Source organism: Haliscomenobacter sp. (assembly GCF_040403615.1).
Lineage (GTDB): Bacteria > Bacteroidota > Bacteroidia > Chitinophagales > Saprospiraceae > Haliscomenobacter.
This window is the reverse complement of sequence record NZ_JBBAKG010000096.1, coordinates 1-22,833: the sequence shown is the minus strand read 5'-3', so window position 1 is coordinate 22,833 and position 22,833 is coordinate 1. Positions and strand designations below refer to the sequence as shown.

20 protein-coding genes are annotated in these 22,833 nt (G+C 42.8%); all 20 read right to left on the bottom strand.

Annotated features, from left to right (window positions below; genetic code table 11):
* Nucleotides 1-41 precede the first annotated feature (41 nt).
* The gene (locus tag ABW391_RS23085) at nt 42-1,049 is read right to left on the bottom strand and encodes a catalase family protein (RefSeq protein ID WP_353484258.1); all 1,008 of its coding nucleotides are present in this window, start codon (nt 1,047-1,049) and stop codon (nt 42-44) included.
* 242 nt (nt 1,050-1,291) lie between these two features.
* Nucleotides 1,292-2,221, bottom strand: a complete 930-nt coding sequence (locus ABW391_RS23080; RefSeq protein WP_353484257.1) for a hypothetical protein — start codon at nt 2,219-2,221, stop codon at nt 1,292-1,294.
* Between the two features lie 215 nt (nt 2,222-2,436).
* Nucleotides 2,437-3,048: a DNA-3-methyladenine glycosylase family protein gene (locus ABW391_RS23075; protein ID WP_353484256.1), complete on the bottom strand. Its 612-nt coding sequence runs from the start codon at nt 3,046-3,048 to the stop codon at nt 2,437-2,439.
* Nucleotides 3,049-3,175: 127 nt separating this feature from the next.
* Nucleotides 3,176-4,129 carry a WD40/YVTN/BNR-like repeat-containing protein gene (locus ABW391_RS23070; protein ID WP_353484255.1) on the bottom strand — a complete coding sequence of 318 codons (954 nt, stop codon included), beginning with the start codon at nt 4,127-4,129 and terminating at the stop codon, nt 3,176-3,178.
* A 322-nt stretch (nt 4,130-4,451) separates the two neighbouring features.
* Nucleotides 4,452-7,280 carry an RNA polymerase-associated protein RapA gene (gene rapA, locus ABW391_RS23065; RefSeq protein ID WP_353484254.1) on the bottom strand — a complete coding sequence of 943 codons (2,829 nt, stop codon included), beginning with the start codon at nt 7,278-7,280 and terminating at the stop codon, nt 4,452-4,454.
* A 240-nt stretch (nt 7,281-7,520) separates the two neighbouring features.
* Entirely contained in the window at nt 7,521-8,201 is a 681-nt protein-coding gene (locus ABW391_RS23060) for a hypothetical protein (RefSeq protein WP_353484253.1), read from the bottom strand.
* A 110-nt stretch (nt 8,202-8,311) separates the two neighbouring features.
* On the bottom strand, nt 8,312-8,701 hold the full coding sequence (locus tag ABW391_RS23055; RefSeq protein WP_353484252.1) for a hypothetical protein: 390 nt from the start codon (nt 8,699-8,701) through the stop codon (nt 8,312-8,314).
* A 554-nt stretch (nt 8,702-9,255) separates the two neighbouring features.
* Complete coding sequence (locus ABW391_RS23050) at nt 9,256-10,422, bottom strand: NAD(P)-dependent alcohol dehydrogenase (protein ID WP_502916346.1); 1,167 nt, start codon at nt 10,420-10,422, stop codon at nt 9,256-9,258.
* 215 nt (nt 10,423-10,637) lie between these two features.
* Entirely contained in the window at nt 10,638-11,168 is a 531-nt protein-coding gene (locus ABW391_RS23045; RefSeq protein ID WP_353484251.1) for an SRPBCC family protein, read from the bottom strand.
* A gap of 241 nt (nt 11,169-11,409) precedes the next feature.
* Nucleotides 11,410-11,982 (bottom strand): DUF8737 domain-containing protein, encoded by a 573-nt coding sequence (locus ABW391_RS23040; protein ID WP_353484250.1) that lies wholly within the window; start codon nt 11,980-11,982, stop codon nt 11,410-11,412.
* Nucleotides 11,979-12,560, bottom strand: coding sequence for a Crp/Fnr family transcriptional regulator (locus ABW391_RS23035; RefSeq protein ID WP_353484249.1), 582 nt, complete (start codon nt 12,558-12,560; stop codon nt 11,979-11,981). Before ABW391_RS23035 ends, ABW391_RS23040 begins: the two co-directional genes overlap by 4 nt.
* Nucleotides 12,561-12,596: 36 nt before the next feature.
* A complete protein-coding gene (locus tag ABW391_RS23030) occupies nt 12,597-12,911 on the bottom strand; it encodes an EthD family reductase (RefSeq protein WP_353484248.1) in 315 nt (104 codons plus the stop codon).
* A 231-nt stretch (nt 12,912-13,142) separates the two neighbouring features.
* Nucleotides 13,143-13,925 carry an alpha/beta hydrolase gene (locus ABW391_RS23025; protein WP_353484247.1) on the bottom strand — a complete coding sequence of 261 codons (783 nt, stop codon included), beginning with the start codon at nt 13,923-13,925 and terminating at the stop codon, nt 13,143-13,145.
* Between the two features lie 180 nt (nt 13,926-14,105).
* Nucleotides 14,106-15,818 (bottom strand): AAA family ATPase, encoded by a 1,713-nt coding sequence (locus ABW391_RS23020; protein WP_353484246.1) that lies wholly within the window; start codon nt 15,816-15,818, stop codon nt 14,106-14,108.
* Between the two features lie 192 nt (nt 15,819-16,010).
* The gene (locus ABW391_RS23015; protein WP_353484245.1) at nt 16,011-17,513 is read right to left on the bottom strand and encodes an agmatine deiminase family protein; all 1,503 of its coding nucleotides are present in this window, start codon (nt 17,511-17,513) and stop codon (nt 16,011-16,013) included.
* Between the two features lies 1 nt (nt 17,514).
* Entirely contained in the window at nt 17,515-18,693 is a 1,179-nt protein-coding gene (locus ABW391_RS23010; protein ID WP_353484244.1) for a C45 family autoproteolytic acyltransferase/hydrolase, read from the bottom strand.
* Between the two features lie 39 nt (nt 18,694-18,732).
* A complete protein-coding gene (locus ABW391_RS23005; protein ID WP_353484243.1) occupies nt 18,733-20,046 on the bottom strand; it encodes a DUF418 domain-containing protein in 1,314 nt (437 codons plus the stop codon).
* 134 nt (nt 20,047-20,180) lie between these two features.
* A complete protein-coding gene (locus tag ABW391_RS23000) occupies nt 20,181-20,372 on the bottom strand; it encodes an ATP-binding protein (RefSeq protein WP_353484242.1) in 192 nt (63 codons plus the stop codon).
* Nucleotides 20,365-21,420, bottom strand: a complete 1,056-nt coding sequence (locus ABW391_RS22995) for a PDDEXK nuclease domain-containing protein (RefSeq protein ID WP_353484241.1) — start codon at nt 21,418-21,420, stop codon at nt 20,365-20,367. Before ABW391_RS22995 ends, ABW391_RS23000 begins: the two co-directional genes overlap by 8 nt.
* Before the next feature lie 52 nt (nt 21,421-21,472).
* Nucleotides 21,473-22,833: ATP-binding protein (locus ABW391_RS22990; RefSeq protein WP_353484240.1), on the bottom strand; the 1,361-nt coding region annotated here is incomplete at its 5' end.

Sequence of the window (22,833 nt, the reverse complement as noted above, 5' to 3'; positions counted from 1 at the left end):
CTCTGGCTCAAGAAAAATGATCACTTATTTTTGCCCCACTACTAAGCTTTACGCCCAAGCTGACTTTGAAAATACACAACCTTTCGCGCGCGCATCACCTCACCCAAGGGACGGTGTTCGATTAAGGCATTCCAAGGATCAAACGCTGCGGCCTCAATGTTGGTAGCGAGCTGTGAACCCTCCGAACTTTCGGTATCCTGAGTAGGTACGGTTAATACCGCTACAGTGAGAAAAGGAGCAATATCTTCTGGCCATTCATTCGTCGCGTCTTCAATTGGAGTCCTAGCTTCATCCACATAAAACTGCAACTGAACTTCAAACTGCAAATCTCCTTTAGACAAGTGTGAAAGGAAGTCGCTTGACCAGCTTTCTTGGGCGTTTGCGTTTGCATCGGTACTTGCGGGCAACATGCGCATTCGAACTGCGTAGGGGCCACAAGCCAATGGTGCAGCGGTGTAGAACTTTTCGGTGGCAAAACCAGTAAATGGAATTTTAAGTGCGCTGGCTAATTTGTTGAGTTTTCGGAAGCCACCGATCAATCCAAATGTGGAAAACAGATACTTAAACAAGGAGCCGGGTCCAAGCGCAGCATGGTGTACAAATCCAACAAAATCCTTGCTAGTGGCGAAACCAAAAGCAGGTCTCTGGATCAACAAAAAATCCTGGCAATCCGTATCGCCAGATCCTATTGCGCCGAGCCCTTTAAGTCCAAGTATTTTAATTGAAAACCCGCGAATATCTGGTTTACGATCTGATGCGCGATCCATGCTTCCATTTGACAATCGAATCCAGGCATCGTAGGTAGCAGGAGCAGCAAAAAGGCCAAACTTTGCATAATCAGGCAAGCCAGACAGCACTTCAAAACGCCCGTGCAAACCCAGTTGAGCTTGGCGATGTAGTTGTCGCCCCTTTCCGTACTTGGCATCCTTTATTTTACTGATTTCTTCAAAAGCCAACAGGTGATTGGCGTGAAGCTTCTTCTCATCTGGAAGAAGTTGTTCGTTCCAATTCGAGCTCGGTGCTGCTGCTGTTTTGTTTTCTAAAGCCATGATTTTAGCTATTATTTGTTCAAAGTGTGTTTGGCGTTGTGGCCAATCAGCGATGCTCGCGGCTAAAGCGCTGCGGTTTGGCGAAGTTCTGAAAAAGTTTGGAGTGAAGCGAGGATTTTTTTTTTAAATTTTGCCAAACCCGTAAGCGATCCGTTCTTAATAATTAAAATTCTCTCTGTTCCCTATTTCTGTTTTTCAGTTTGCTATTAATTTTTAACAATTATAACTTCATTATTGTCTTTCTATTCTTCAATTTCATTATTTTCTTCAATTTCTTCTGATAACTGCTTTTCAAATTTATTATGTATAAAAAGTATTAAAAGTCCAAATAAAACAGCAGAAACAATCAACAGCGTATTAATGATACCAGTAACAGAAAAAGATAATCGAATTAATATAGTTGAAATAATAAATCCCGAGTTTCGAATGACTTTGTGGAACTCGTCAGTGTGGAAAAACGAAAACAATAATAATATCACATCAGCAATAATTAAAATATTGAAAAACTGTTCAAAGAAAACATTATTGATGTTCTTGAAAGAAATAGAGTTGGTTTCAAGTGGTTGAAAGATACCAATACTCCAGTTTAAAAATGAATATATTGCAGTAATTAGCAATACAGGAACTAAGGCTGTAGCTATCCATTTTTTTGCCTTTATAAATTTCGAAATACTTGAATAATGGTTTTTATCGTTTTCAATAGTTCTATATACTTTGACTCGTTGAATATGAAATAGATAAATCAAATAAAACAATAAGACCGATGCTACTAAATCATAGGTAAACTGCAAATCATTTTTAATGTTAAACCAATTGGACGAAAGTGATAAATCTGAAAGGTCTTTAAATAATCGTCTAATAATGATGAGAGCAATAATTTCATATTGCTTTGAGATATAAATAGAAGTTGATTTTGGGAGGTAATAAATTAAAAGATACACCTCATAAACCAATATAAAAGAAAAAGGGGTATAAATAGCAGCGATAGGATTTTTTAATAACTTTGATGGTTCGTTAATGGAAATAATATTAAAATGTATCAATTCAATAATTAATAAGTGAATTATAAAACTCGCCAGAGCAATCCATAAGATAACCTGCTCACTCTTTTCTTTGGTTTTTTTTGAAAGAAGTCTTTGATAAAGTTTTTCAAAGAGTTTGGATAATTCCATATTGATTTTTTTGGTCAAAATAATTTATTGTTTATGGTCAGTTGCAATGTGAGAATGACCACCAACGCGCTGCTGCTTTGCAAAGTTCCGAAAAAGAATCGAGACAAGCGAGGATTTTTTTCAGAACTTCGCAAAACCGCAGTTAGCGGCTGTTCTTCTGTCTGCCCGAAGCGGTGTTCTATTAATCTTGTTTATAAGATTTATCATTGTATATTTTATTCTGACGGTCTGTTTCTTTTATTTAGATAATAGTGCCACAAAAAGTAAACTGCAAGTGAACGAAATGGTTTCCATTTTTCAGCAAGCAAGATTATCTCTTCTTTTGTTTTTGCATCACTCAATTCTTTTACTGTATTTACAACTGCGATGTCGCCAATCGGAAAAATATCTTTTGATTGAAGACAAAACATTAAATAAACATCAGTAGTCCAATCGCCAATGCCTTTAATGCTTGTGAGTTGTTTTCTTATTTCTGTCTCGTTTAATTTTGGTAATTCTTCTAAATCAATACCACCACTAATTATCGCAGTTGATAACGCACGAAGATATTTTGTTTTTTGTCGGCTGATTTGACAACTATTCATTTCCTCGTCTGTAAGTTTGAGAATGTTGGAAGGCGTAAACTCAACCAAATAACTATTGAGTTTAAGAAAATGTGCTTTGGCAGAAGCTAAACTTACTTGCTGTTCCAATATTATTTTAGACAAAGAAATAAAACCTTGCGGTCTTGTCCAGTTTGGTGGAGTTCCATATTTTTCGTTAATTAAAGCAAAAATGTTATGGGCGTTTGTGAGTTGCTTAATGTGTTTTGAGTTAACAATATTCATCAACGATTTTTTTTATTTGAAGCGACAGTTGTTTGTTTTATTTTGACGCAGAAAAATCTGTGTGAAATCTGCGATTCAATCTGCGTCAAATCTGTATGAACAAAGATTAACAATTAACCTGTATTTTTCAACATCCTTCATTTCTGGGGATGGCATAAATCACGTTGCCTGAAACAGCTAAAATGAAGACCTTGTTTTTTATAGAAGGAAGCAACAGCTCCCAGGTTTTTCCCTGGTCTGAGGACCTGAAAATGCCGCTAGGATGCCCACAAAAGAAGGATTCACCAACCTGAACAATGGAGGTAATAAAGGAGCTTGCCGGAAGGCCAGCATCAATAGGCTGCCAGGTTTTACCGCCGTCGTAGGATGTTCGTACTCTTCTGGTCTCCGATGTGGTATTGTAAGTGATGGCCGCAAATCCACCTTTGATGCGTTCTACGGCGATGCCCACACCGCCCTCACTGATCACAACATCCCAGTTTTCTCCACCATCGGTTGATCGTATTATCCCCAACTGGCTGGTCGCCATAAGTACACCGTTTGACTCTACGATTTTCATTGCCCAGCCTCCGGCTTGGACTTGTTTCCAGGTTTGTCCATTGTTGGTGGATCTAAAAAGGCCCTTGTCGCAACCGATAAAAACGGTGCCTCCGTCCGTTTCAAAAACGGTACGAACCTCTTTCTCTGGGAAATTGGTGTAGATGGACGACCATTCACTCGCCCCGTTTGTTTTTTGTAAAAATTGGCCAGTGTAGTTGTAGGCAACTATCCCGTTCTTACCAGCGGTAATGCTGCTGTGTGCGGCAGGGAAAACCTCTTTTTTCCAGGAAGCAGTGCTGAAATTTGATTTGCTGTGGTATATTTCCTTGTCAGCACACAAATAAAATCCCTTATCATTTGCAAAGAAACCCTCTCCCTGCACATTTCCGGGTAGCCCTTCGCTAATGTCCTGCCAGGTTTGTCCGCCATCAGTGGATTTTAAAACGGTGTTTACAATTTCCGACCTAGTGCTATCTTGAGCTGTGATTGGAGATAAGGGGAATTGAAGAAGGAACAAAAAAACAAGGTTATGGATTTTCATGGCAATCATTGATTTGGTGAAACAATGTTGTAAAGGTATGGGGGGGTGATTGCCCTGTCGCTTTTTAATTGTAAAAGCTTGTAACGGAGATGTAAAACGTTGGTTTTGATGGTTACCATCCTCTTTATAAGAGTATCTGGGAAAAATAATCGCTATAAAATGATTGATTCTTGCGGCGTAAACTCGCCTATAAATCTTTTAAAAAATAGACTTTTGGAGCCTCGATTTGGGTTCGAAAGCCTGTTAGCCAGTCGGGGTTGGCAAAAAATGCCTCTAGGCTAGCGGGTGAAAGACTTGGACTAGCGGGGACAAAATCACCTGGTCATCCGGAGCAAAGTATAAGCTGAATGGCGTCCAACCTTACGCGTGCATTTTTAATGAGCGAAGTTAGGGTCAGCTGTTCATGGAGTGCTGTCTGAATTTCTGCTGGTCTGATGTTTTTATTTTTTTGCTGTAATATTTTTAGTCTATCTATTTCATGATTCAAGGTGAGGTTCATGCGTTGCAATCCATTTTTTATTTCTTTTGTACTTTGTTCTTCAACCATTTTCGTGGCTGCTGAAATCATATTGGGCAGGGTCGTTTCCATTAACGTTTGATTATCGAGCAAAGCGTCTATTTGTCCAGGAATCATTTTTTTGTCTAATGTTTCAACAGAATACCGATCTGTTACATCGTTGCCAAGATGATCAACTACAATTCTTAATAGTGTATTTGGAAGGAAACGGTCTACATATATGCTTCGGTCTTTCGATGTTTCAAGAACAAAAAGTAGTTCAAGCAGAATACCGCGGCTGTTGGTTCCTCTAAGAACTCCAAAACTAGCGCTCCCTGTCCCTGAACTTAACACCATGTCGATAGCACCAGTTGTGATGGGATGATCCCAACTAAGGAAACCAATATCTTCCCGACTAAGCGCGCGTTGTCGATCGAATGTAACACTTATACCTTCAGGCGGAATAGCGGGAAATACCTCAGTGATTGTAGAAGCAGGATGCAAAAAGTAGGTTCGGGCAGAAAGGTCTTCCATTTCTATATCAAAATGGCTAAAGACTTTTGTGAAATAATTTTCAAGGCTCTTATCGCAGTCTTCTCTTTTAATTTGCTCCACTAGTTTTGCTGCTATCCTGGGGCGAAAAGAATTCATCTCCAACAATCGATCACGTCCTTCAGCGAGGCTTTTCTGAAGTTCTTTTTGAAAAATGGACGTTTTGGTAATCAATGCTTCTAGTTCCGGACTAAAATCTGAGAAGGAGGGAGCGTTGGATAAGGTTAGCAGTTGGTCACGAAGTAGTTTCGATATTTCATTTCCACCCTCAAGGTTCTCTTCAAAGGCATTTAACCCTTCGTGATACCACCTTACCAGCACATGCTGTGGGCTGTTGGCCAGGTAAGGGACATGAATATGTATATCCTCTGTTTGACCAATCCTGTCGAGGCGCCCGATGCGCTGCTCCAACAATTCGGGATGAAGCGGCAAGTCGAAGAGTATGAGGTGATGGGCGAATTGAAAATTTCGCCCCTCGCTGCCAATTTCAGAACAAAGGAGGATTTGAGCGCCATCTGATTCTGAGAACCATGCCGCATTTCTATCGCGTTGGACAATGGTAAGGTCTTCGTGAAAAACACTCGCTTTGAGATTGGCACGCTTCATTAAAAATTTTTCCAATGCAAGCACCTTTTCTTTGCTCTTGCATATGAGCAGTACTTTTGCAGGATACAGTTTCTTCATTGTAGTTAAAAGCCAATGAACTCGAGGGTCTTCGGCAAACCAAAATTCCTGTTTATTTGCAATAGCTCCGGGCTCCATATCGTGGGCAAACTCATTCGCCAGGCGCTGAAGCCAAAGGGCCTTATCTTTGGTGGTGTTTATGGGAATTAGATGCGCCTTTCGCTTTGGGAAACCGCTCATTGCAGATCGGGTATTTCGGAACAACACTCGGCCTGGGCCATGCTGGTCCAATAAATCTTCAATAAGATTATCCTTGGCAACATCTCCTCCTTTTGTTAAGGATAGCATTCTTTCCTTTGGGAAAAAGGATGCTAATATTTTTGTATCGTCAGGTTGCAATTTTTTTCCGGAGTACAGTTTTTCCACAATAGTGGCAATGTTTCTATGGTCAGAAGGCTCATTTATGAAATCCTGATAATTCGAATACCTGTTTGGGTCTAGTAATCGAAGTCGTGCGAAATGGCTTTCTTCACCTAGTAGTTCCGGGGTAGCAGTGAGGAGCAGTAATCCTTTGGCTGCTTTACTCAATAGTTCCACCATCCCATACTCCGGGCTCACTTTGTCAACAGACCATTCCAAATGATGTGCTTCGTCTACAACGAGCATATCCCAACCAGCAGTCAGTGCTTGTCTGGTTCGTTTCGCTGAACCGGCCAAAAATGAAGTACTGCAAATAATCAGTTGATCGTCGAGAAAGGGGTTACCATCTGGGGCATTGCCATCGAGTGAGGCACAGCGATCTTCATCGAAAATGTTAAACCACAGGTTAAACCGACGTAGAACTTCTATAAACCATTGATGTACCAAAGACTCAGGAACGAGAATGATTACCCTCGAAATTCGTCCGCTTAACAACAAACGATGAAGGATTAAGCAAGCTTCAATGGTTTTTCCAAGACCAACCTGATCTGAAAGTAAGACACGAGGAGCATATCGTGAACTCACCTCATGAGCAATGTATAGTTGGTGAGGAATAAGATCGATTCTACCGCCCAAAAATCCATTTACAGGAGATAATCTCCGGTTGTAATCGTGTTGTAGTGTCTCTCTGCGTAATGCAAAGACTTGTGGAGCATCTACATCACCCATAAAAAGCCTGTCGTCGGCACCATGTCTTGCTGACACATCGCCGAGTTCGGCCTCAGACAATTTTCTGTCTTTCCCGTAATACAGATACAACTCACCCTCTAGTTCGACCTGTTTAATCAGCAATGATTGTTTTTTTGTATCGATGATGATATCGCCGGATTTAAACACAACTCGACGTAAGGGAGCACTTTCCAATGCATATAGTCGTATTTCATTGGATCTGGGAAAATACAGCTTGACCTTTCCTTTGCTGGTTTCTGTTACAATACCGATACCTAGTTCAGGTTCACCTTTGCTGGTGTATCTTTGATTGGGAAAAAAGCGTTCCATATAACGTTTCAAATTAGATTAAGCCTGAATGAACCTTCACTTTATTTTTTTTCAAAGTTAATGGATAGTGTTCATAGTTCATCACTAAAGACGAAGGAAGTCTTTCGACATTAAAGGGAGGTTGCCCTGTCGCTTTTTAATTGTAAAAGCTTGTAACGGATATGGAAAACGTTGGTAGAACTAACGAAAACTTGATCAATTGCCATGCGGATATGTCCCAGCCCTGCGGGTATTCGAAGGCTAAAAAGAGTAGCCCACAATCAACAAGAACATCGTATTCCTGGTAGGGAGTTTTCCTAGCCCTTGCCCGTTGGCGTCAAAGATGGCGTACTCCTCCATTTTTCTAAGCCCGTACTGGTAACCGGCCTTGGCGTAAAAGTTGCCAACATCTCCCCTGAGGTATCCCGAAATACCGAAGTCGTACTCCTGCTGGAAGTTGACATCCTCCCGCCACGGGATGAAATCGGCTACTTTTATTTTTTGTGTACCCAAGCTGAAATGGAAGTAGGGCATGGCTTCCACGGCAAGGCCTTTCAACACGTTGTACCCTATACCCCCAGAAAAAGCAAGCTGGTTGAGCTGGTAATCCAAATAATCCGCCTGAATGGCAATGTATTGCCCCCGATCATCTAAGGCAAACACGGTACCACCCGTACTGACGGAAAAGCGCTTGTTGTAAACATCAAGCTGGAACGGACTGTAAAACCGGGTAGAATAACGGTAGCTCGATGATAGGCCCAGCGCATAAGAGAGCCTGAATGGCGTTTCCGGGAGCTCCAAAGGGCTATCTTTGACTTTATCCGCCCAAATCATTTTGCTGTACGTTGCGCCAACGTGGGCGCCCCACTGCCACGATTGGGCATAGGATGGGATGGAACACATCCAAACCAGGAAGGTAAATAGCGCGATTGTTGGTTTCATGAGTAGTGGTTTTGGAGGTTAAGGGGTTAGATCTGCGAACGTGCCGACGCTTAGTCAGCCGCTACGAACGGGTTTGCCTCTTGAGAGGTGCAAATCCATCATAAAAAAAACTACATCACTACCCTGAAGCGATGCACTGTAACATCACCTTTGTACCGAAAATGTATGAAATATTCCCCAATCGGCAAGTGCAATTTGGAAATCCGGTACACATTGCTGTTGACTCGTTCGATATGTGGCTTGACAGACTGTAGGGTTGAGAGGTTGAAAAATTCCTTGCGTAGGTATTGCCGATCCAGGCGCTCAGGTACAAAAATCAGGAATTCGTTGTGGTAAGTCTCGTTCGGAATGATGCGGATAGCATATAGTGCACGGGTGCTGGTGCTGTCCTCGTTCAATCCCGTTTTATAATTCAAGGTAGCAATATCTGGTGTCCATTGGGCGCTGAGTGTGCAGAACCCGACCAGCCATATAAAAACGATCAAACAGTTCCTTTTCATGGTTCGTTGATTTTTTATTCAACGTTGGCAGAAAGTGCATTGTTCGACAAACGAGTTTGCGCTTATTGTGCTCCTGGCAAGGGTCAGATTGAAACCGCTAGTCTAACACAACTAACCTCTTGTTTATTCTATCAATTTGTCTCCCTGTGCGCCCCGCTGGTACATGGTTTGAAAAGGAGTTTAGTTGTTTACAGCACATCCCGAAACTCCGGCATCCGATCAAACACATTCTTTGCAAATGGGCAGAGCGGTAAAAAAAAACTAAAACGCCCTATGAATTTAAGATCCTCACGGAAGGATTATCCGCTTTTGCATCAAGCAGTAAGCTATCGGTGAGGCAATCGGAATGGCCACGACCACTAGACGAAGGAAGTCTTTCGCCAATAAAGGGAGATTGCCCTGTCGCTTTTTAATTGTAAAAGCTTGGAACGGAGATGTAAATCGTTGGTAGCAGGCAAAAACAAGACTCTGCCCCCAGCCCAATTCAATTCACAGTCAAGGTGCTGTGCCCTAATGTTGTTGTTGGTTTCATGATCCTTCACACATGTTGCAAATCAGAATGTGGCTGCATCGATTACAAATCGGTAACGTGCTTCCTTGTTCACAACTTTGTCCCAGGCATCATTAATTTGATTTGCCTTAATGATTTCAATTTGAGGCAGAATGTTGTTCTGGGCACAATAGTCTAAAACTTCTTGTGTCTCTGGAATTCCCCCGATTAATGAGCCACTGTACTTCACTCTGTTGGCAACCATCTGAAAATTATTCATTGATAAAAGCCCATTGATCGGCAGTCCTACTTGTGTGAAGTTACCATAAGGTTTTACGCATGATGCATAGGAAGCTACATCGTATTCGTAGGGTACCGTAGAAAGCATATAGTCCAATTTACCCCTGTATGGATTTAATTTTTCGATTGAATCAACAATAATCACCTCTTTGGCGCCAAATGAAATTATGTCTTCTTTTTTGGAAGCGGTAGTTGTAAAGGCGTACACTTCTGCTCCTTTTGAAACGGCTAATTTGATTGCCATGTGACCGAGGCCACCTATTCCAATCACGCCAATTTTATCTCCTTTTTTGAAATTTTCTCTGACTAAAGGCGAGTAGGTCGTTATACCTGCGCACAATAGCGGCGCAGCGTGTTTTAAGTCCATGTTATCTGGAATTTTGATTGCAAAATGCTCGGTAACCACTATGTTGTTGGCATATCCACCCTGGGTAATTCCTGAAGGTGAAGATTTTTCGGGGGAGCCGTAAGTACCTACCATTCCTGTAGTCTCGCAATGGTGTTCTTCGCCGCTTTTGCAACTTTCGCATTGCATGCAGCTGTTCACCATACAGCCTACGCCAGCTTTGTCCCCCACTTTAAATTTGGATACATTTTTACCGATGGCGGTCACTATGCCTGCGATTTCGTGGCCTGGAACCTGTGGGTACTGTTGTTTTACCCAATGTCCTCTGATGGTGTGTATGTCTGAATGGCAAATTCCCGAGTACTTAATCTCAATGAGAATATCGTTATCGCCGACAGGTCTGCGTTCAAAATCCCACAAGTTCAATTTTCCATTTTCGTCTTTTCCCGCGTAACCTTTTGATTTTGTATTCGTATTCATGTTTTCATTTTTATTCGTTTGTGTTAAAAATTGTAATGGATTGGCAAGCATTATACCTGCACCCGCCATTGCGGCTTGTTGAATGAATTTTCTTCTGAACGGCATGGTGCAAAGTTCAGCATCTTTTTAAAATGCGCTTTACAAAAAAAAACATTTAAGTTACATTATTCACACATTTTATGACATGGACTTTGCTTCTAGGGCAATACCAATGTTACCCGTGGGATTTCAGTCCAGCTCAAATGCACAGAGAGCTGACATTCATTTAAGTATGTCAGCCCTCATTCCGCTAAACCGTATGTTTCAGCAGGCAATTTTATCTACTTCTCCACCGCTTTTTTCAGCAAGTCCAAACCTTGTTGGTTGGTCTTTTCCATTTGAGTTTTTGCACCAAACAGCCACATAAAGAATGCACTGGCCAAGTCCGATTCGAGTTTGAAATCTTGTTTCACTGCAATGCCATCGGCGGTTTCAGTGAAGGAATAGTCAAAAGTTGGTTTGGCTACAAATGGCTTCTGAATGTCGCATTTCACGCCTACAAATTTGTATTCTTCAATTTTTACGATTTCCTGATAGCCAAGGTCTTTGCCTTTGTTGCCTTCCCAGTGGTATTGGGCGCCAACTTTTCCGTCGGTTCCTTTCACTTCATACTTTTGGCTGGGGTCTTGGGCCAAAAATGGCGACCACTTCGGGAAATTTCCCAAGTATTTCACCATCTCAAAAACTTCCTCTTTTGAGCCTTTGATGTTTACGGATTTCACGATTTGCAAAGATTTCAAACCATTGGCTTTGTACATACCAAAGCCGATAAATGCTGCCAGCGCAGCGCCAATTATTGCGAAAATCATCATCTTGTTCATTTTGAGTTGCGATTAAAAGATTGGTTAATGATGGTACAAAGATTGGCCTATCTGATTTACCCATTCTTGCCATAGGACAAGAAAGCAGATCAGGCGGGAAAATTTTTGATTTTTTTGAAAATAGCCCAGTGGAGAAACAAAATTGTAGGTGGGGCAAAGGCAGGAATGATGCAAAACGGAAATACGGCCAGGGTGTTTACACCCATCGCTCCCGTATCGATGGAAATTTTGGTCAAAACATTTGCGGCAATTGCCGTGAATAGAATGTCAACCGTACCGAAAACATTCCAAATGCGCGCCAGCTTTTAGCATAACTCTTTTTGTTCTGAATAGCTTTGACCACAAAAACACTACTCAATGCTGTAAGTATGTCACCAAAGCCGGCAATGAATGCAAAGGGTTTGGGCAAGGCATCGTGAACGGCAAGTAGCACAAAAAATACGCCGATCAAACGGAAAATGTGGAGTTGAATGAGGCTTTCCAAAGGTGCATTTTCTACAATTTTTTGGTAGAATTTGGTGTTTAGTACAAGCCCAAAAAGCAAAAAAGCATAGGGAAAGGTAGTAAACAAAAGTACTTTTGGAGGCAAAGAGACCGTGTTGAACCATCCTTGAAAACTTGCAAAACCAATGTACATCAGGTACAGTGCAAAAAATGCCGCCACGAGCGGAAAAGCCCAAGCGTGCTGCGCTTTTTTCGCCGCATTGCGCACAAAAAGCAGGATGAGTATAAAAGGGAGGGGGATTGCAATCAGAAACGCTATTGCAATCCATTCAGGGACGAAGTACTGAGTTAAGTTGTTCATTTTGTGTCGGCTATTTCTTTTCTGATTCTGCTCAATGAGGTATCGGTGATGCCCAAATAAGTGGCAATTTGCTTCAAAGGAACATTTTGCACAACATCAGGTTTCGATTTTAAGAGGTTTAAATACCGCTCTTTGGCCGGGTCTGCAATGATGGAAACGGAATGGGTCTTCAATTCAAAATAATTATTGACCAAGCGTGTCCGCCCCACTTCCCTGAAGGCCTCGATATTGAACAGTTTCATGAAATTTTCAAAGCTGATTTTCCAGGCAACGCAAGGGGTGATTGCTTGAATACTCTCTCGGCATTTCGTTTTTAAAAAATAGGAATGCCAGTCTATGATGATGTCCGTAGCACTAAAAAACTTGGTACTGATGTCATTCCCTTCCAAATCTATCACATAAGACCGTGCGTAACCACTCTCCATGAAGTAGTAAAAATTTGCAGTGCTGCCTTCTTCAATCAAATAATCATGCTTTGCGAACTCAATCCGCTGGTATTGGTCTACAATTTTGTCTAAATCTTCTCTTTTGAAGTTTTGTTCGTTGAATATCTTTTTCAAAAAATGTTGGTCGTTCATACTTGATGTTGTTCTTGATGGCACAAACATAGGTATTTATTTTACCGCATTGCCCATCAAAATGCCCGGCACACCACCCGTCGAAATCCGGTACACATCAGTCCCCAGTTCCTGCATGGCTGCCGATTCGGCCGCAGCATCCAAAGCTTCTACCGTCTCAAAATGCAGCGTAAGCATGAGGTAATAGACGAAAGCTCCGTCAGGTGTAGGCATGAACCTGGTCACCGTGTAGGGTTTTGAACCAGTTGGAATGCCTGCTTTTTCGTGCAAAAGCACCAAATGCGCAGCGAAGTCTGCTTCAAATTGGTCTACATCAGCTGGTGGTGGGTAAAGGAAGATGAGTTGAAACATCGATGCTTAAGATTGGAGATTGGAAGATGACAAAAGTTTGGCACACCACCTTCGGTGAAGTGTTTTTAGAGATATAGCCACAAATGACACAAATTTTCACAAATTAAGGCACAAACTTGCGTTTGTGCTTCCAACACGAACGAAGTTCGTGGCTTGATTTGTGAAAATTTGTGTCATTTGTGGCTAAAAAAATGTTGTCGCGCTTCGCCGAAGGCCAGCTTGCGCCTGGTACTATTTTCCCGCTTTAGCTACAAAAAGCAAGCCCTCTTTAAAGCCTGGATATGGCGATATGCCCCAATCGTCAAAGGCTTGGTACTTACTCGCGATTTTATTGCCCGATTTGCTGGCCAATAATTTAGCGAAGGCGGTCATATTTTCATTCACTTCGGAAATATTGCTGTTGCTATAAGCTCCGTTCAAGCTGGCCAGGAAGATTTTCCGATCCTTGAATTTGTCGGCACTTTGCAAGGCCTTGTTGGCCAATCCCGTGAAGAAATCATTGTTGTCTTCATACCATTCCTTGGTTGCAGCGATGTAGCCGTTGAATAAGGTCGGTTTGCTCAGCAGGGCGTACAAGGTAAAGGAGCCTGACAGCGATCTACCATGCAATACCCTCTGCCCACTACAGCGGTACTTTTTTTCGATGGAGGGGATCAATTCTTGCTCCAGGTAGGACAGGTATTTGTCGTACACGGCGTTTTCCTGTTCTCTCTCCAGTTTGTCTTCCACGTTGGTACCTACTACGATCATTTCGGGTGTACCGTTTTCTTTGTGCAGTTTTTGGGTCAACACCGCAATTTCTTCCACCATTTCGTCTGTCACTTGTGGAAAGAACAAGACCGGGTACTTTTGTTGGGAAGCAGCATAGCTGTCAGGTAAACGGACCATCAGGTTTACATTTTTTTTCAAAATGGATGATGCAGGATTGCTCGCCACAACTTTGGAGGATTGGGCCTGGAGAAATCCAACTGAACATAAACTCAAGATAAGCAGGAGGACTTGGTTTTTAGGCATTGTATTTGTTTTTATTGGTTATTGACAACTCTAGGGAGCAGTCAAGCGAATAAACGTTGAACTTAGCCAATTTTGATTTTATAGCCTGCTAAATTCAGATTTATTTAACAGTTCGGCAAGCTGTAAAATTGAAGTTTGCCACTAATATAGAAATACTGCATCTACCAATCCCATCACACCCTATTTCTCCCATTGTTTCCATTGATAAACTTCGCCACCCAGGAAAACAGCATAAAATCCGCGTACATCCGGACGAGAAAAACGTTCACTGGTCATGTATTCATCCAATTGGGCCTCTGCTTGCTGGATGACTTTTCCCAAGGTTTTTTCAGCTGATTTTTTGACGTATTTCAATTCCAGTACAATGTCATATTTGACTGGGCGGTTGGGCATTTTTTCCAGAAAAATGTCGGGGTAGCCTTTTTTGGCTTCGTATTCACTGTGGATGTAATAGGATTCGTAGGGGAACAAGAGGCCAATCATCAGGGTTTGCAAATGTTTTTCGCCGTAGGACAATTCATCGCGGTTGGAATGGTTTTCGGCCAGCACATATTCCACAAGCTTGAAAAAAGGCTCGGGATTGGCTTCGCTAATTAAAGCAGAAATGCTTTGAACGATTGGCCTTTTGGTTTTGGCAAAGCGTGTTTTGGCTAAATAAATGGAGGTAAAATACTCAAAGTAGAGCTTTTTGATGACATAATTCGGCACTTCGAAGCGCCAACCAATATCTGCAACCCCTCTAAAACTAAGCATACCCATATAGTAGAGTAAACTCAAAAAATCGTCTTCCGTAAATTCTGCTTCTAAATTGTACAGATGGGTTAGAGGAAAATCAATATGCCCTTTTTCAACTAATGTCTCCAATAATTCATATTTGGCGTCCTCTTCGCCACCTATTTTAAAGATATTTTTGATTTTTCGATAATCTGAAATCACGTTGGTATCCAGCATGACCGCAGGGTATTTGTTCATGATGCTGTATTCTCTCAAAAAATACAGCACCATATCGGGGTTAAACAACAAGGTATGGGCATCTTCTGTAAACAAATAACCATCATACCAAGCTTCTAAATCCGACATCATTTCGGGTATTTTCTCGATCGGAATAGCCGATTCGTGCAAAATAGCTTCTACCTCAGGATGCGTAAAGCCCATCATGTTGTGAAAAATGGGATTCAGGCTAATGTTGCTGCTGATGTTAAACCCACTGGTCAACGAATCCAAAGTAATCGGTGAAACCCCTGTAATGAAAATTCGGTCAACTATCCCCTCGCCAGTGGCTGTTTTGAAGCTTTCGTAAAATTTGCGGACAAACCCATTTCTACTGACATCCGATTTGAAACGTTCCATGTCAAAAGATAGCAATTCATTGGCAAAGTGATCGTATTCGTCAATGAGTAGATAAATTTTGTAAGGGAGATTTTTTTCCGCAGTAAGGCCAAAAATGGTTTTGACAACCGCTTCGGGCGAAACCCGAGACAGAATGAGTTGTTTGTCTGCTTCGGAAAAAAATTGTCGATACGCAGCTATAAAACTTCGTGCTCCCAATAACACATTGGTTAAAAATCCCTGGTATGTACTCTCATGTGTCGCCGTATCAATGCGGCTGAATTCAAAGCGCAAAACCAGATATTGGTTGGCCAGCGGGGTAGGTTTTTCGCCAATGTACAACTGACCAAACAAGCTTTGAAAATCATCCTTGTGCTCCAATCCATAATAATGGTGCAAGGTGCTGATAAAAAGGCTTTTCCCAAATCGACGCGGACGCAGAAAAACAGGATATTTAGAATTCCATTGTTCCAATTTCTCAATGAACTGTGTACGATCCTGATAGAAATAATTTCCTGCCATCAAGGTTTTAAAATCACTTTCGCCGTATGGAATCTTGATCATCATCCAGTTATTTGAACGTAAAAGTACAAAATGTTGGCGCTGTTTACAAGTCTACACTAAACGAATGATGAATTTAGTTCCAAGCCCTTCCGTACTATCTACCTCCCAACTTCCCCCAAGCCCTTTCACCACAATATCATACGCCAAACTCAGCCCCAGCCTGTGCCTTACCCAGTGGGTTTGTTCGTGCACTCATCGCTCTGCCGTGTAAAATCCACTTGGTGCAATCCGGGGCATGATTTCCTTATTGCCCGATTTTGAGGCAGCCGAGATATAGTACTCAATGAGTTTATGGGGCGCTTTTGCTGGAATGGTGGTGTAAAAATGGGTGTCATTGTTGGCGGATTTAAGCGATTCCGTTTTCCAGTTTTGTTCACCTTTTATCCGCCAATACAATTTGGGCGAATTCGCCACCAATCCCTTTTTACTGTAATCGATGATAGTGACATACACGGTCAGGGGGGCATTGATTGCCAGTTTTGAGGACAGGCGTTTAACACTGATAAAAAGCATTTCATTGTCCCAAACCGCTCGGGTACGGCAATGCAAGGCATCGCCACTTTTCCAGCCATAGCCCGATGAATATTGTTCTTTCATGCCAGGGGCAAGGAACGGCTCGTCTTTCAAGGCAAACTCAAAACCTTTTACGGTATAACCAGGCATTGCCTTTCGCCAGGTTTGCAGGGCAACACGATCGGCTTTAATTTGGAACAGCGGAACATAAATGGTTTTGTTGACAATGATGGAATTGGAATACGCCGCTAATTTCTCACCCTCGTATCGGTCTGTTTTTAACCTCAAAATTTCGTAAGGTCGACCATATACTGTTTTTATCTTTTTCAACTCATTTTGAACGATGTTCTCATAAACGGGATATAACTCATGATCCGCAGGCGGCTCGGCAACCAGTATCCGCTCTTCATCCAATAATTTCATGAAGCAGTCAATATGTTGAATGCCCATTTTTTCAAAATTGGAAACAATATGGTAGTTATTGATTCCTTGCAACTCCTTGTTGAGTTTGAAATACTGGGCTTCGGGTATCTTGTGGAATTTGTTTTCGCTGGGTAAAATGCAAGTCGAAAAAGCCGTACCCAAGCCATCAGTCATAAAATTGCCGCCCGTATTGATAAAAGGTAGATTCAATACTTCCTTGTTTAATCCTTTCCCCAATGGCACGATCGTTGCATCATCTATTTCCGATTTTAAGGCTTCATGTGGTGTATCGGAGAACAAAGAATACAAGGTATCACTGCAACCCCATTTGGCTCTGGGCGGGACATAAAGACAATTGGCATCTGCGAGTTTCATTTTGCCATCTGGTGTGAATATTGCACTTGGGCCCCAATCTCTCGTCCACCAAAAGTCGATTCCCCGAGGTACATACACAAATGTATTTTGGGAAGCCTCAATGCCCCATTGGGCGTACCATTTTTGAGCTTCTTTTTTGATGGAATCGTTTTCAACCAAGGTGTAAAGGTGATTGTCTTTGGCGAGTTCTACCAGCAATTTGTGAGGCAAAGCCAAAGGCCATGCAACCAAGGTTCCTTTGGCGGGTTCCCATTCAGCGGCGGTGCGGTTGGTGTTGGCTTGGGTGTAGTAATTGGCCTCAGTATCCTCTTTTTGAGTGGCTGAATGATTGGAACAAGCAGTGAGCAGGCAGAGTAACAGCAGAAATAGGCCTTTTGAGTTCATTTTATTCAGTTTTTCCTTTGCCCTTACCAAACTGCACTTCCTTGTACTCCGACTCATCCGGCGGCCCGGCGGTGATTTGCAGCATGGGATTACCTGTCAGGGTCATTACCACCGAGCCAAAGGTGCCACCCCAGCGGTTGAAAGTACGGCAAACGGGGTTGCCCGGGTCGTCCTTGGCGCGCAAGGCGGCTTTGATGTCGGCGTCTTTTGCGTTGGGAAGTGCGGCGATGTGCCCCTGCACTGAAGCAAGGCGGATGCTGCTGTTTCCTTTTTCCGGCTCCTTGTACCAGTCTTTCAGGTCGTCGTTGGCGATGGGGTGGTTGGTGTGGTACACCGTACCGTTGGCGTTTTTGGGATCAAAACGCACGACTTTGTTGCAAGACGCTTCAAAGTCATAGACTTCGCCCTTGATCCCGATGATGTAGTTTTGCCCGGAGGCATGGGGTACGCTTTGGATGAAGCGCAATATCTCGTCTTTGTCGGTTCTGTTGAGGATGTGTCGCACGACGAAAGCGACGGGCAGGCCAGTGGCGTTGGCTTTGAGTTGCATCAGGGTATTCATACAGGCTCCGATGCCCGCTTCGTTCAGGCCATTGAGGGCGATGAGGCCGGGATAGGTGAGGATGAGTTGTTCGGGCGTTTTTTTGGTTTTTGCCAAGCGCATCAAGACCTGATAGCCGTCAGTGTAGCCTTCCAAGTCCATATTTTGGGCGATGTAGCCGGGGTTGCCGTCGCGGGCAGGTACGCCGATGCCACTGCAATGGTGCTTGTCGCGGGCATCCTGCCACACCCAAAACTCGTCGAGCAGGTTGTGTACCATGATGTCGTTGAAGGTCTGCCCCGAACCGTCGGCGATGCCGCGCACCTCTTCATACAGATCGGACGTCCATTTTTTGATGGCTGCATCGAATTGAGCGTAAGCAAAAAAATCCTTCACCACCTGATCGGCCGGTTTCTCTAACTGATTTTCCACGCTTTTTTTCCATTTGGCGACAATTTGGCCGATTTCTTTTTTCAGTTGTTGGCCGTGTTGCAGGCCGCGTGCGTAGCCACTGCCGTGGAAGCTGACTTCACGAAGGCGGCGCTGAGGTGGATTAGGGTTCGCTGCGGATTGCGCTCCTACATTTTGGAGCAAGGCTGCGCAAAACAGGCAGCAGAGGATGAAGGTGGTGTTTTTCATGCTAAAATGTTTCCTTACAGTTGATGATGAAGTCATTTTTTACTTTTTGGGTTGCACTTTTGAAAAAGGTTGCATTTTCCAATACGTCAAACTCCGCCAAACCCATTCCAAGGGACCAAAACGGTAATATTTCAACCATATTGGGCTGACAATCAATTGGAAGATCCAGATGCCGGCAACGATGTAATACAACTCGTAGCGCTGCAATTTGCCGTACATCGAAAAACCGTAACCCAGGAAAATAAAATTGCAGATAATCGAATGGGAGACGTAATTGGTAAAAGCCATTTGCCCTACAGCAGCCAGGGCCTTCTGTAAAAAGGGTAAAATACCGGATTTGACAAATAGCATGATGAGTGCAACATGCCCACAAGTGGTAGCCACCCTACCCAAATCGTACGTCAACCAGGATTGATAAATGGATTCAACAGAGAAGTTATGGGATACTTGTAGCCAGCTCTCATAATAATTGACGGGAATGCCGATGCTATAACCGATTAAAGCCATCAGCAAATAGAATCGCCTTGATTTAAGCGCGCTAAGAATGCCCATTTTGAAAAAGGCCATTCCCCATAGCATCATGGCGAGGGTATCCAGAAAATTGTATCGGTACACAAAAAAGGTTTCTACTGCCATATTATCCGGGGCTTTGTGCATCACAATGCTCCAATAATCCTTGCTCCTTGCGGCCATTTCTTTTTTCAAGTCCTTGGGGCTGGCTTTCGCTTCTTTGACTTTCGCCGCCCATTTTTCAATGGCTGCTGTTTCTTTTTCCGTTAAGGTTTGTCCTTTTTCTTGCTTTAAACTCGCGGCAGCGGAGGCCTCATAAGTGTTTTTTACCTGAAAATAATCTTTGAGGTTCCATGCAGTGGCCAGGAGCAGGATTACAATAGTGCCTGTAATCAGCTGTTTAGGTGCCAGGTGCCTGAAGCTGAAAGCAAACATACCCACTAGTGCGTAGCAATACAATACATCGCCTTCCCAGAGCAGCAGATAACAATGAATGATACCAAAAATCAGCATCCACCACAAGCGGCGGAAAAAAAGGTCAGTTGCGGCGCTGCCTTGCTTGTTCTCGGACGAACGGCCTGTAAACAATAGAATGCCTGCTCCAAACAACATGGAAAACATCCCGCGCATGGTGCCTTCAAAAAAGAGCGTATTCATCCACCACGCCGTGAGATTCCAACCCGTGGCTCCGCCGCTGTTGGTCGGGTCGAAATAGGCTTTGTATAAGCCGAAATTGATGATGTTCATTAACAGAATGCCAAAGAGGGAAATGCCTCTGATGATGTCCATGGCGAAAATCCGTTCCGACTTGGCTGTAGGTTCAAGGGTTGCTTGGATGGTCATAAGGGTTGATTTAGGGTTATACATCAGAAAGGCATCTAAGCGCTTCTTAATCCTTTATTGCAGCCAAAAGAGGAGAAGTAAGTGAGTGGAGTGAATTTTTTTCATCGTTTCTTATACAAACAAAGCGTCTACAACTAATGCAAGGGCAATCGAAGCTCAAAAGTTGTTGTTTCTCCAGGTATGTTGGACACGCTTAGCGTTCCGCCATGCCCCTTCACCACAATATCATGCGCCAAACTCAGCCCCAAACCCGTTCCTTGTCCGGTAGGTTTGGTGGTGAAGAAGGGTTGGAAGATTTTGTCGCGGATGGTTTCTGATTCATTCATTAGGCTTCTTTAATTTCAATTCAGCCAACAATCGTTCTCGTTCTAATTCAGCTTTCAGTTCGGCTTCAGAAGGTAAATAAAGCAAGTATTTTGAGGCAAAAATTTGCTGACTTTCACTTAGAACAGAATACTTGACAATAGCTTCCGTTTTTTCTGAACAAAGGATAAGGCCTATCGTCGGGTTATCGCCTTCAATTTTGTGCAAATCTTCATACATTCGAACATACATTTCCATTTGCCCAATGTCTTGATGGCTTAGCCTGCCAATTTTAAGGTCAATCAGTACAAAACATTTGAGCACATAATTGTAAAAAACCAGATCAACAAAGAAATCTTCATCACCCGCACGAATGTATTTTTGTCGGGCGACAAATGAAAAGCCACGCCCAAGTTCCAACAAGAATTCTTGTAAATTATCGATTAGCAATAGCTCCAAATCGGTTTCATATAACCTATGATCTGGTTTAATCTCTAAAAATTCCAAAACGTAAGGATCTTTGACAAAATCCAATACATCTCTGTCTATTTGAGTGATGTTTTCTTCAGCTTCTTTTTCTATGGCCAGCTTATCCTGGCTCGCCAATAATCGCTCGAAATAGAAGGTGGTGATCTGGCGATCTAAGGCCCGGGTATTCCATCCACTTTTTATGGATTCTTGCTCATAAAAAGACCTTGCGTCTAGGTTTTGTACACGCATGAGGAGTTTGTAGTGTGTCCAAGTCAATTCTCTCCGCAGTGCGGAGAGAATTGGAAATGCCAGATAGAATTGTCTATAATTCCAAAGGCTGGGTTTAGAATAGCCGGATCCATATTCTTTTTGCAGGCGATCGGCCAATTCCGTTATGAGATATTTTCCGTATTCTGCACGTTCTTTACCTTGTTGTTCTTCTTCTACGATGAGTTGCCCTAATTCCCAATAGGTTTTCACCATGCTGTTATTTACAGCACGATGGGCTGCTTTGCGCCCATTATCGATGATTTGCCGTGCTTCAGCGTGCAGATTATTGATGTCTTTTATTAACTCCACCTGTGTTTTTATTTTTACCAAAATTAATGATTTTAAAACATAAAAATACTTTTTTCTTACTTTTGTTTCAATACTATAAATTAATGATAAATTCGGAGCCTTTATTTTCTTTGGAAACTACCTCCAAACTTCCCCCATGCCCTTTCACCACAATATCATAACTCAAACTCAACCCTAATCCAGTTCCCTGCCCGGTGGGTTTGGTGGTGAAAAAGGGCTGGAAGATTTTGTCGCGGATGGATTCGGGGATGCCGTTACCGTTGTCTTGAACCTTGATGATGATCTGATCACCCGTTTTTTGGGTGGAAACGGTCACGGTGGGTTGGTATGGGACATGGGCACCCGCGAGGGGTGCTCCTACGGTGCTTCGGCTACGCTCAGCAACCGCATAAAATGCATTGTTGATCAAATTCAACAGCACCCGACCAATGTCCTGAGGAATGACCGAAACCAGCGGCAAATCAGGATCAAAATGTATCTCTATCGTCGCATTAAAAGAATTGTCCTTCGCCCGCAAGCCATGATACGCCAGCAGCAAGTACTCATCGGCCAGGGCATTAATATCGGTAGGTTCTTTCACCCCTGTACTCGCCCGCGAGTGCTCCAGCATCCCCTTGAAGATGGAGGAGGCGCGTTGGCCGTGGTGGTTGATTTTGTTGAGGTTTTGCTTGAGGTCAGCCGCAATGGCTTTAGCTTCCTGGGTGTCGCCTTTGTCCAACTCCTCTTCCATTTCTTCCAACATTTCCGCACTGACCTCAGCGAAGTTATTGACGAAATTCAGCGGGTTTTGGATCTCGTGCGCAATGCCTGCGGTGAGCTCACCGAGAGAGGCGAGCTTTTCGGATTGAATGAGTTGGGCTTGGGTGGTTTTGAGTTGAGTAAGCGTTTTTTCTGCTTTTTCTCTTTGAAGATTTATCTCTTCTTTTTGTCGAGAGAGTAACTTGTTTGCTTTTTGTTTGTGTTTGTTGCTTTGATATAAAAAATAAAGGAAAACAAAAGAAGATAGCAAAGCTGCTGCAATGCTGAATAGCCACCAGCGTTGAATTAGTTTCTCTTTTTCAAATGCAGCTTTCTCTTGCTCATTTTTTTGAGTAAAGTTTTCAATTGCCAGATTGGTCGCAAGATTGGCGATGTCTTGTTCTTCCTTCTCTTTTATTAGGCTTCGATACTTTTTTAGGTATTCAAAAGCCTGCTTGTTCTGACCTGTTTCTTCATATACTTCTGAAAGCAATAAACTGGTCTTAATTTTCATTCTTGGTTCAGCCGACAAAGCTTGTTGATAACTTTTTTCTGCGTAAAAGATACTTTTCTGTAAATCACCCAACTTTTGGTAACATTGAGCAATATAAGAATTGATGTAAATTGAAAAATATCCTTCTGATTGCGACTCCTCCACAATTTTATTTACCAGGAAAAATTCTTTTAACGCTTCTT

Excerpts from the sequence above, each read along its gene's own strand:
- ABW391_RS23085 (WP_353484258.1), bottom strand. The coding sequence starts at position 1,049 with ATGGCTTTAGAAAACAAAACAGCAGCAGCACCGAGCTCGAATTGGAAC.
- ABW391_RS23080 (WP_353484257.1), bottom strand. The coding sequence starts at position 2,221 with ATGGAATTATCCAAACTCTTTGAAAAACTTTATCAAAGACTTCTTTCA.
- ABW391_RS23075 (WP_353484256.1), bottom strand. The coding sequence starts at position 3,048 with ATGAATATTGTTAACTCAAAACACATTAAGCAACTCACAAACGCCCAT.
- ABW391_RS23070 (WP_353484255.1), bottom strand. The coding sequence starts at position 4,129 with ATGAAAATCCATAACCTTGTTTTTTTGTTCCTTCTTCAATTCCCCTTA.
- rapA (WP_353484254.1), bottom strand. The coding sequence starts at position 7,280 with ATGGAACGCTTTTTTCCCAATCAAAGATACACCAGCAAAGGTGAACCT.
- ABW391_RS23060 (WP_353484253.1), bottom strand. The coding sequence starts at position 8,201 with ATGAAACCAACAATCGCGCTATTTACCTTCCTGGTTTGGATGTGTTCC.
- ABW391_RS23055 (WP_353484252.1), bottom strand. The coding sequence starts at position 8,701 with ATGAAAAGGAACTGTTTGATCGTTTTTATATGGCTGGTCGGGTTCTGC.
- ABW391_RS23050 (WP_502916346.1), bottom strand. The coding sequence starts at position 10,422 with ATGCCGTTCAGAAGAAAATTCATTCAACAAGCCGCAATGGCGGGTGCA.
- ABW391_RS23045 (WP_353484251.1), bottom strand. The coding sequence starts at position 11,168 with ATGATGATTTTCGCAATAATTGGCGCTGCGCTGGCAGCATTTATCGGC.
- ABW391_RS23040 (WP_353484250.1), bottom strand. The coding sequence starts at position 11,982 with ATGAACAACTTAACTCAGTACTTCGTCCCTGAATGGATTGCAATAGCG.
- ABW391_RS23035 (WP_353484249.1), bottom strand. The coding sequence starts at position 12,560 with ATGAACGACCAACATTTTTTGAAAAAGATATTCAACGAACAAAACTTC.
- ABW391_RS23030 (WP_353484248.1), bottom strand. The coding sequence starts at position 12,911 with ATGTTTCAACTCATCTTCCTTTACCCACCACCAGCTGATGTAGACCAA.
- ABW391_RS23025 (WP_353484247.1), bottom strand. The coding sequence starts at position 13,925 with ATGCCTAAAAACCAAGTCCTCCTGCTTATCTTGAGTTTATGTTCAGTT.
- ABW391_RS23020 (WP_353484246.1), bottom strand. The coding sequence starts at position 15,818 with ATGATCAAGATTCCATACGGCGAAAGTGATTTTAAAACCTTGATGGCA.
- ABW391_RS23015 (WP_353484245.1), bottom strand. The coding sequence starts at position 17,513 with ATGAACTCAAAAGGCCTATTTCTGCTGTTACTCTGCCTGCTCACTGCT.
- ABW391_RS23010 (WP_353484244.1), bottom strand. The coding sequence starts at position 18,693 with ATGAAAAACACCACCTTCATCCTCTGCTGCCTGTTTTGCGCAGCCTTG.
- ABW391_RS23005 (WP_353484243.1), bottom strand. The coding sequence starts at position 20,046 with ATGACCATCCAAGCAACCCTTGAACCTACAGCCAAGTCGGAACGGATT.
- ABW391_RS23000 (WP_353484242.1), bottom strand. The coding sequence starts at position 20,372 with ATGAATGAATCAGAAACCATCCGCGACAAAATCTTCCAACCCTTCTTC.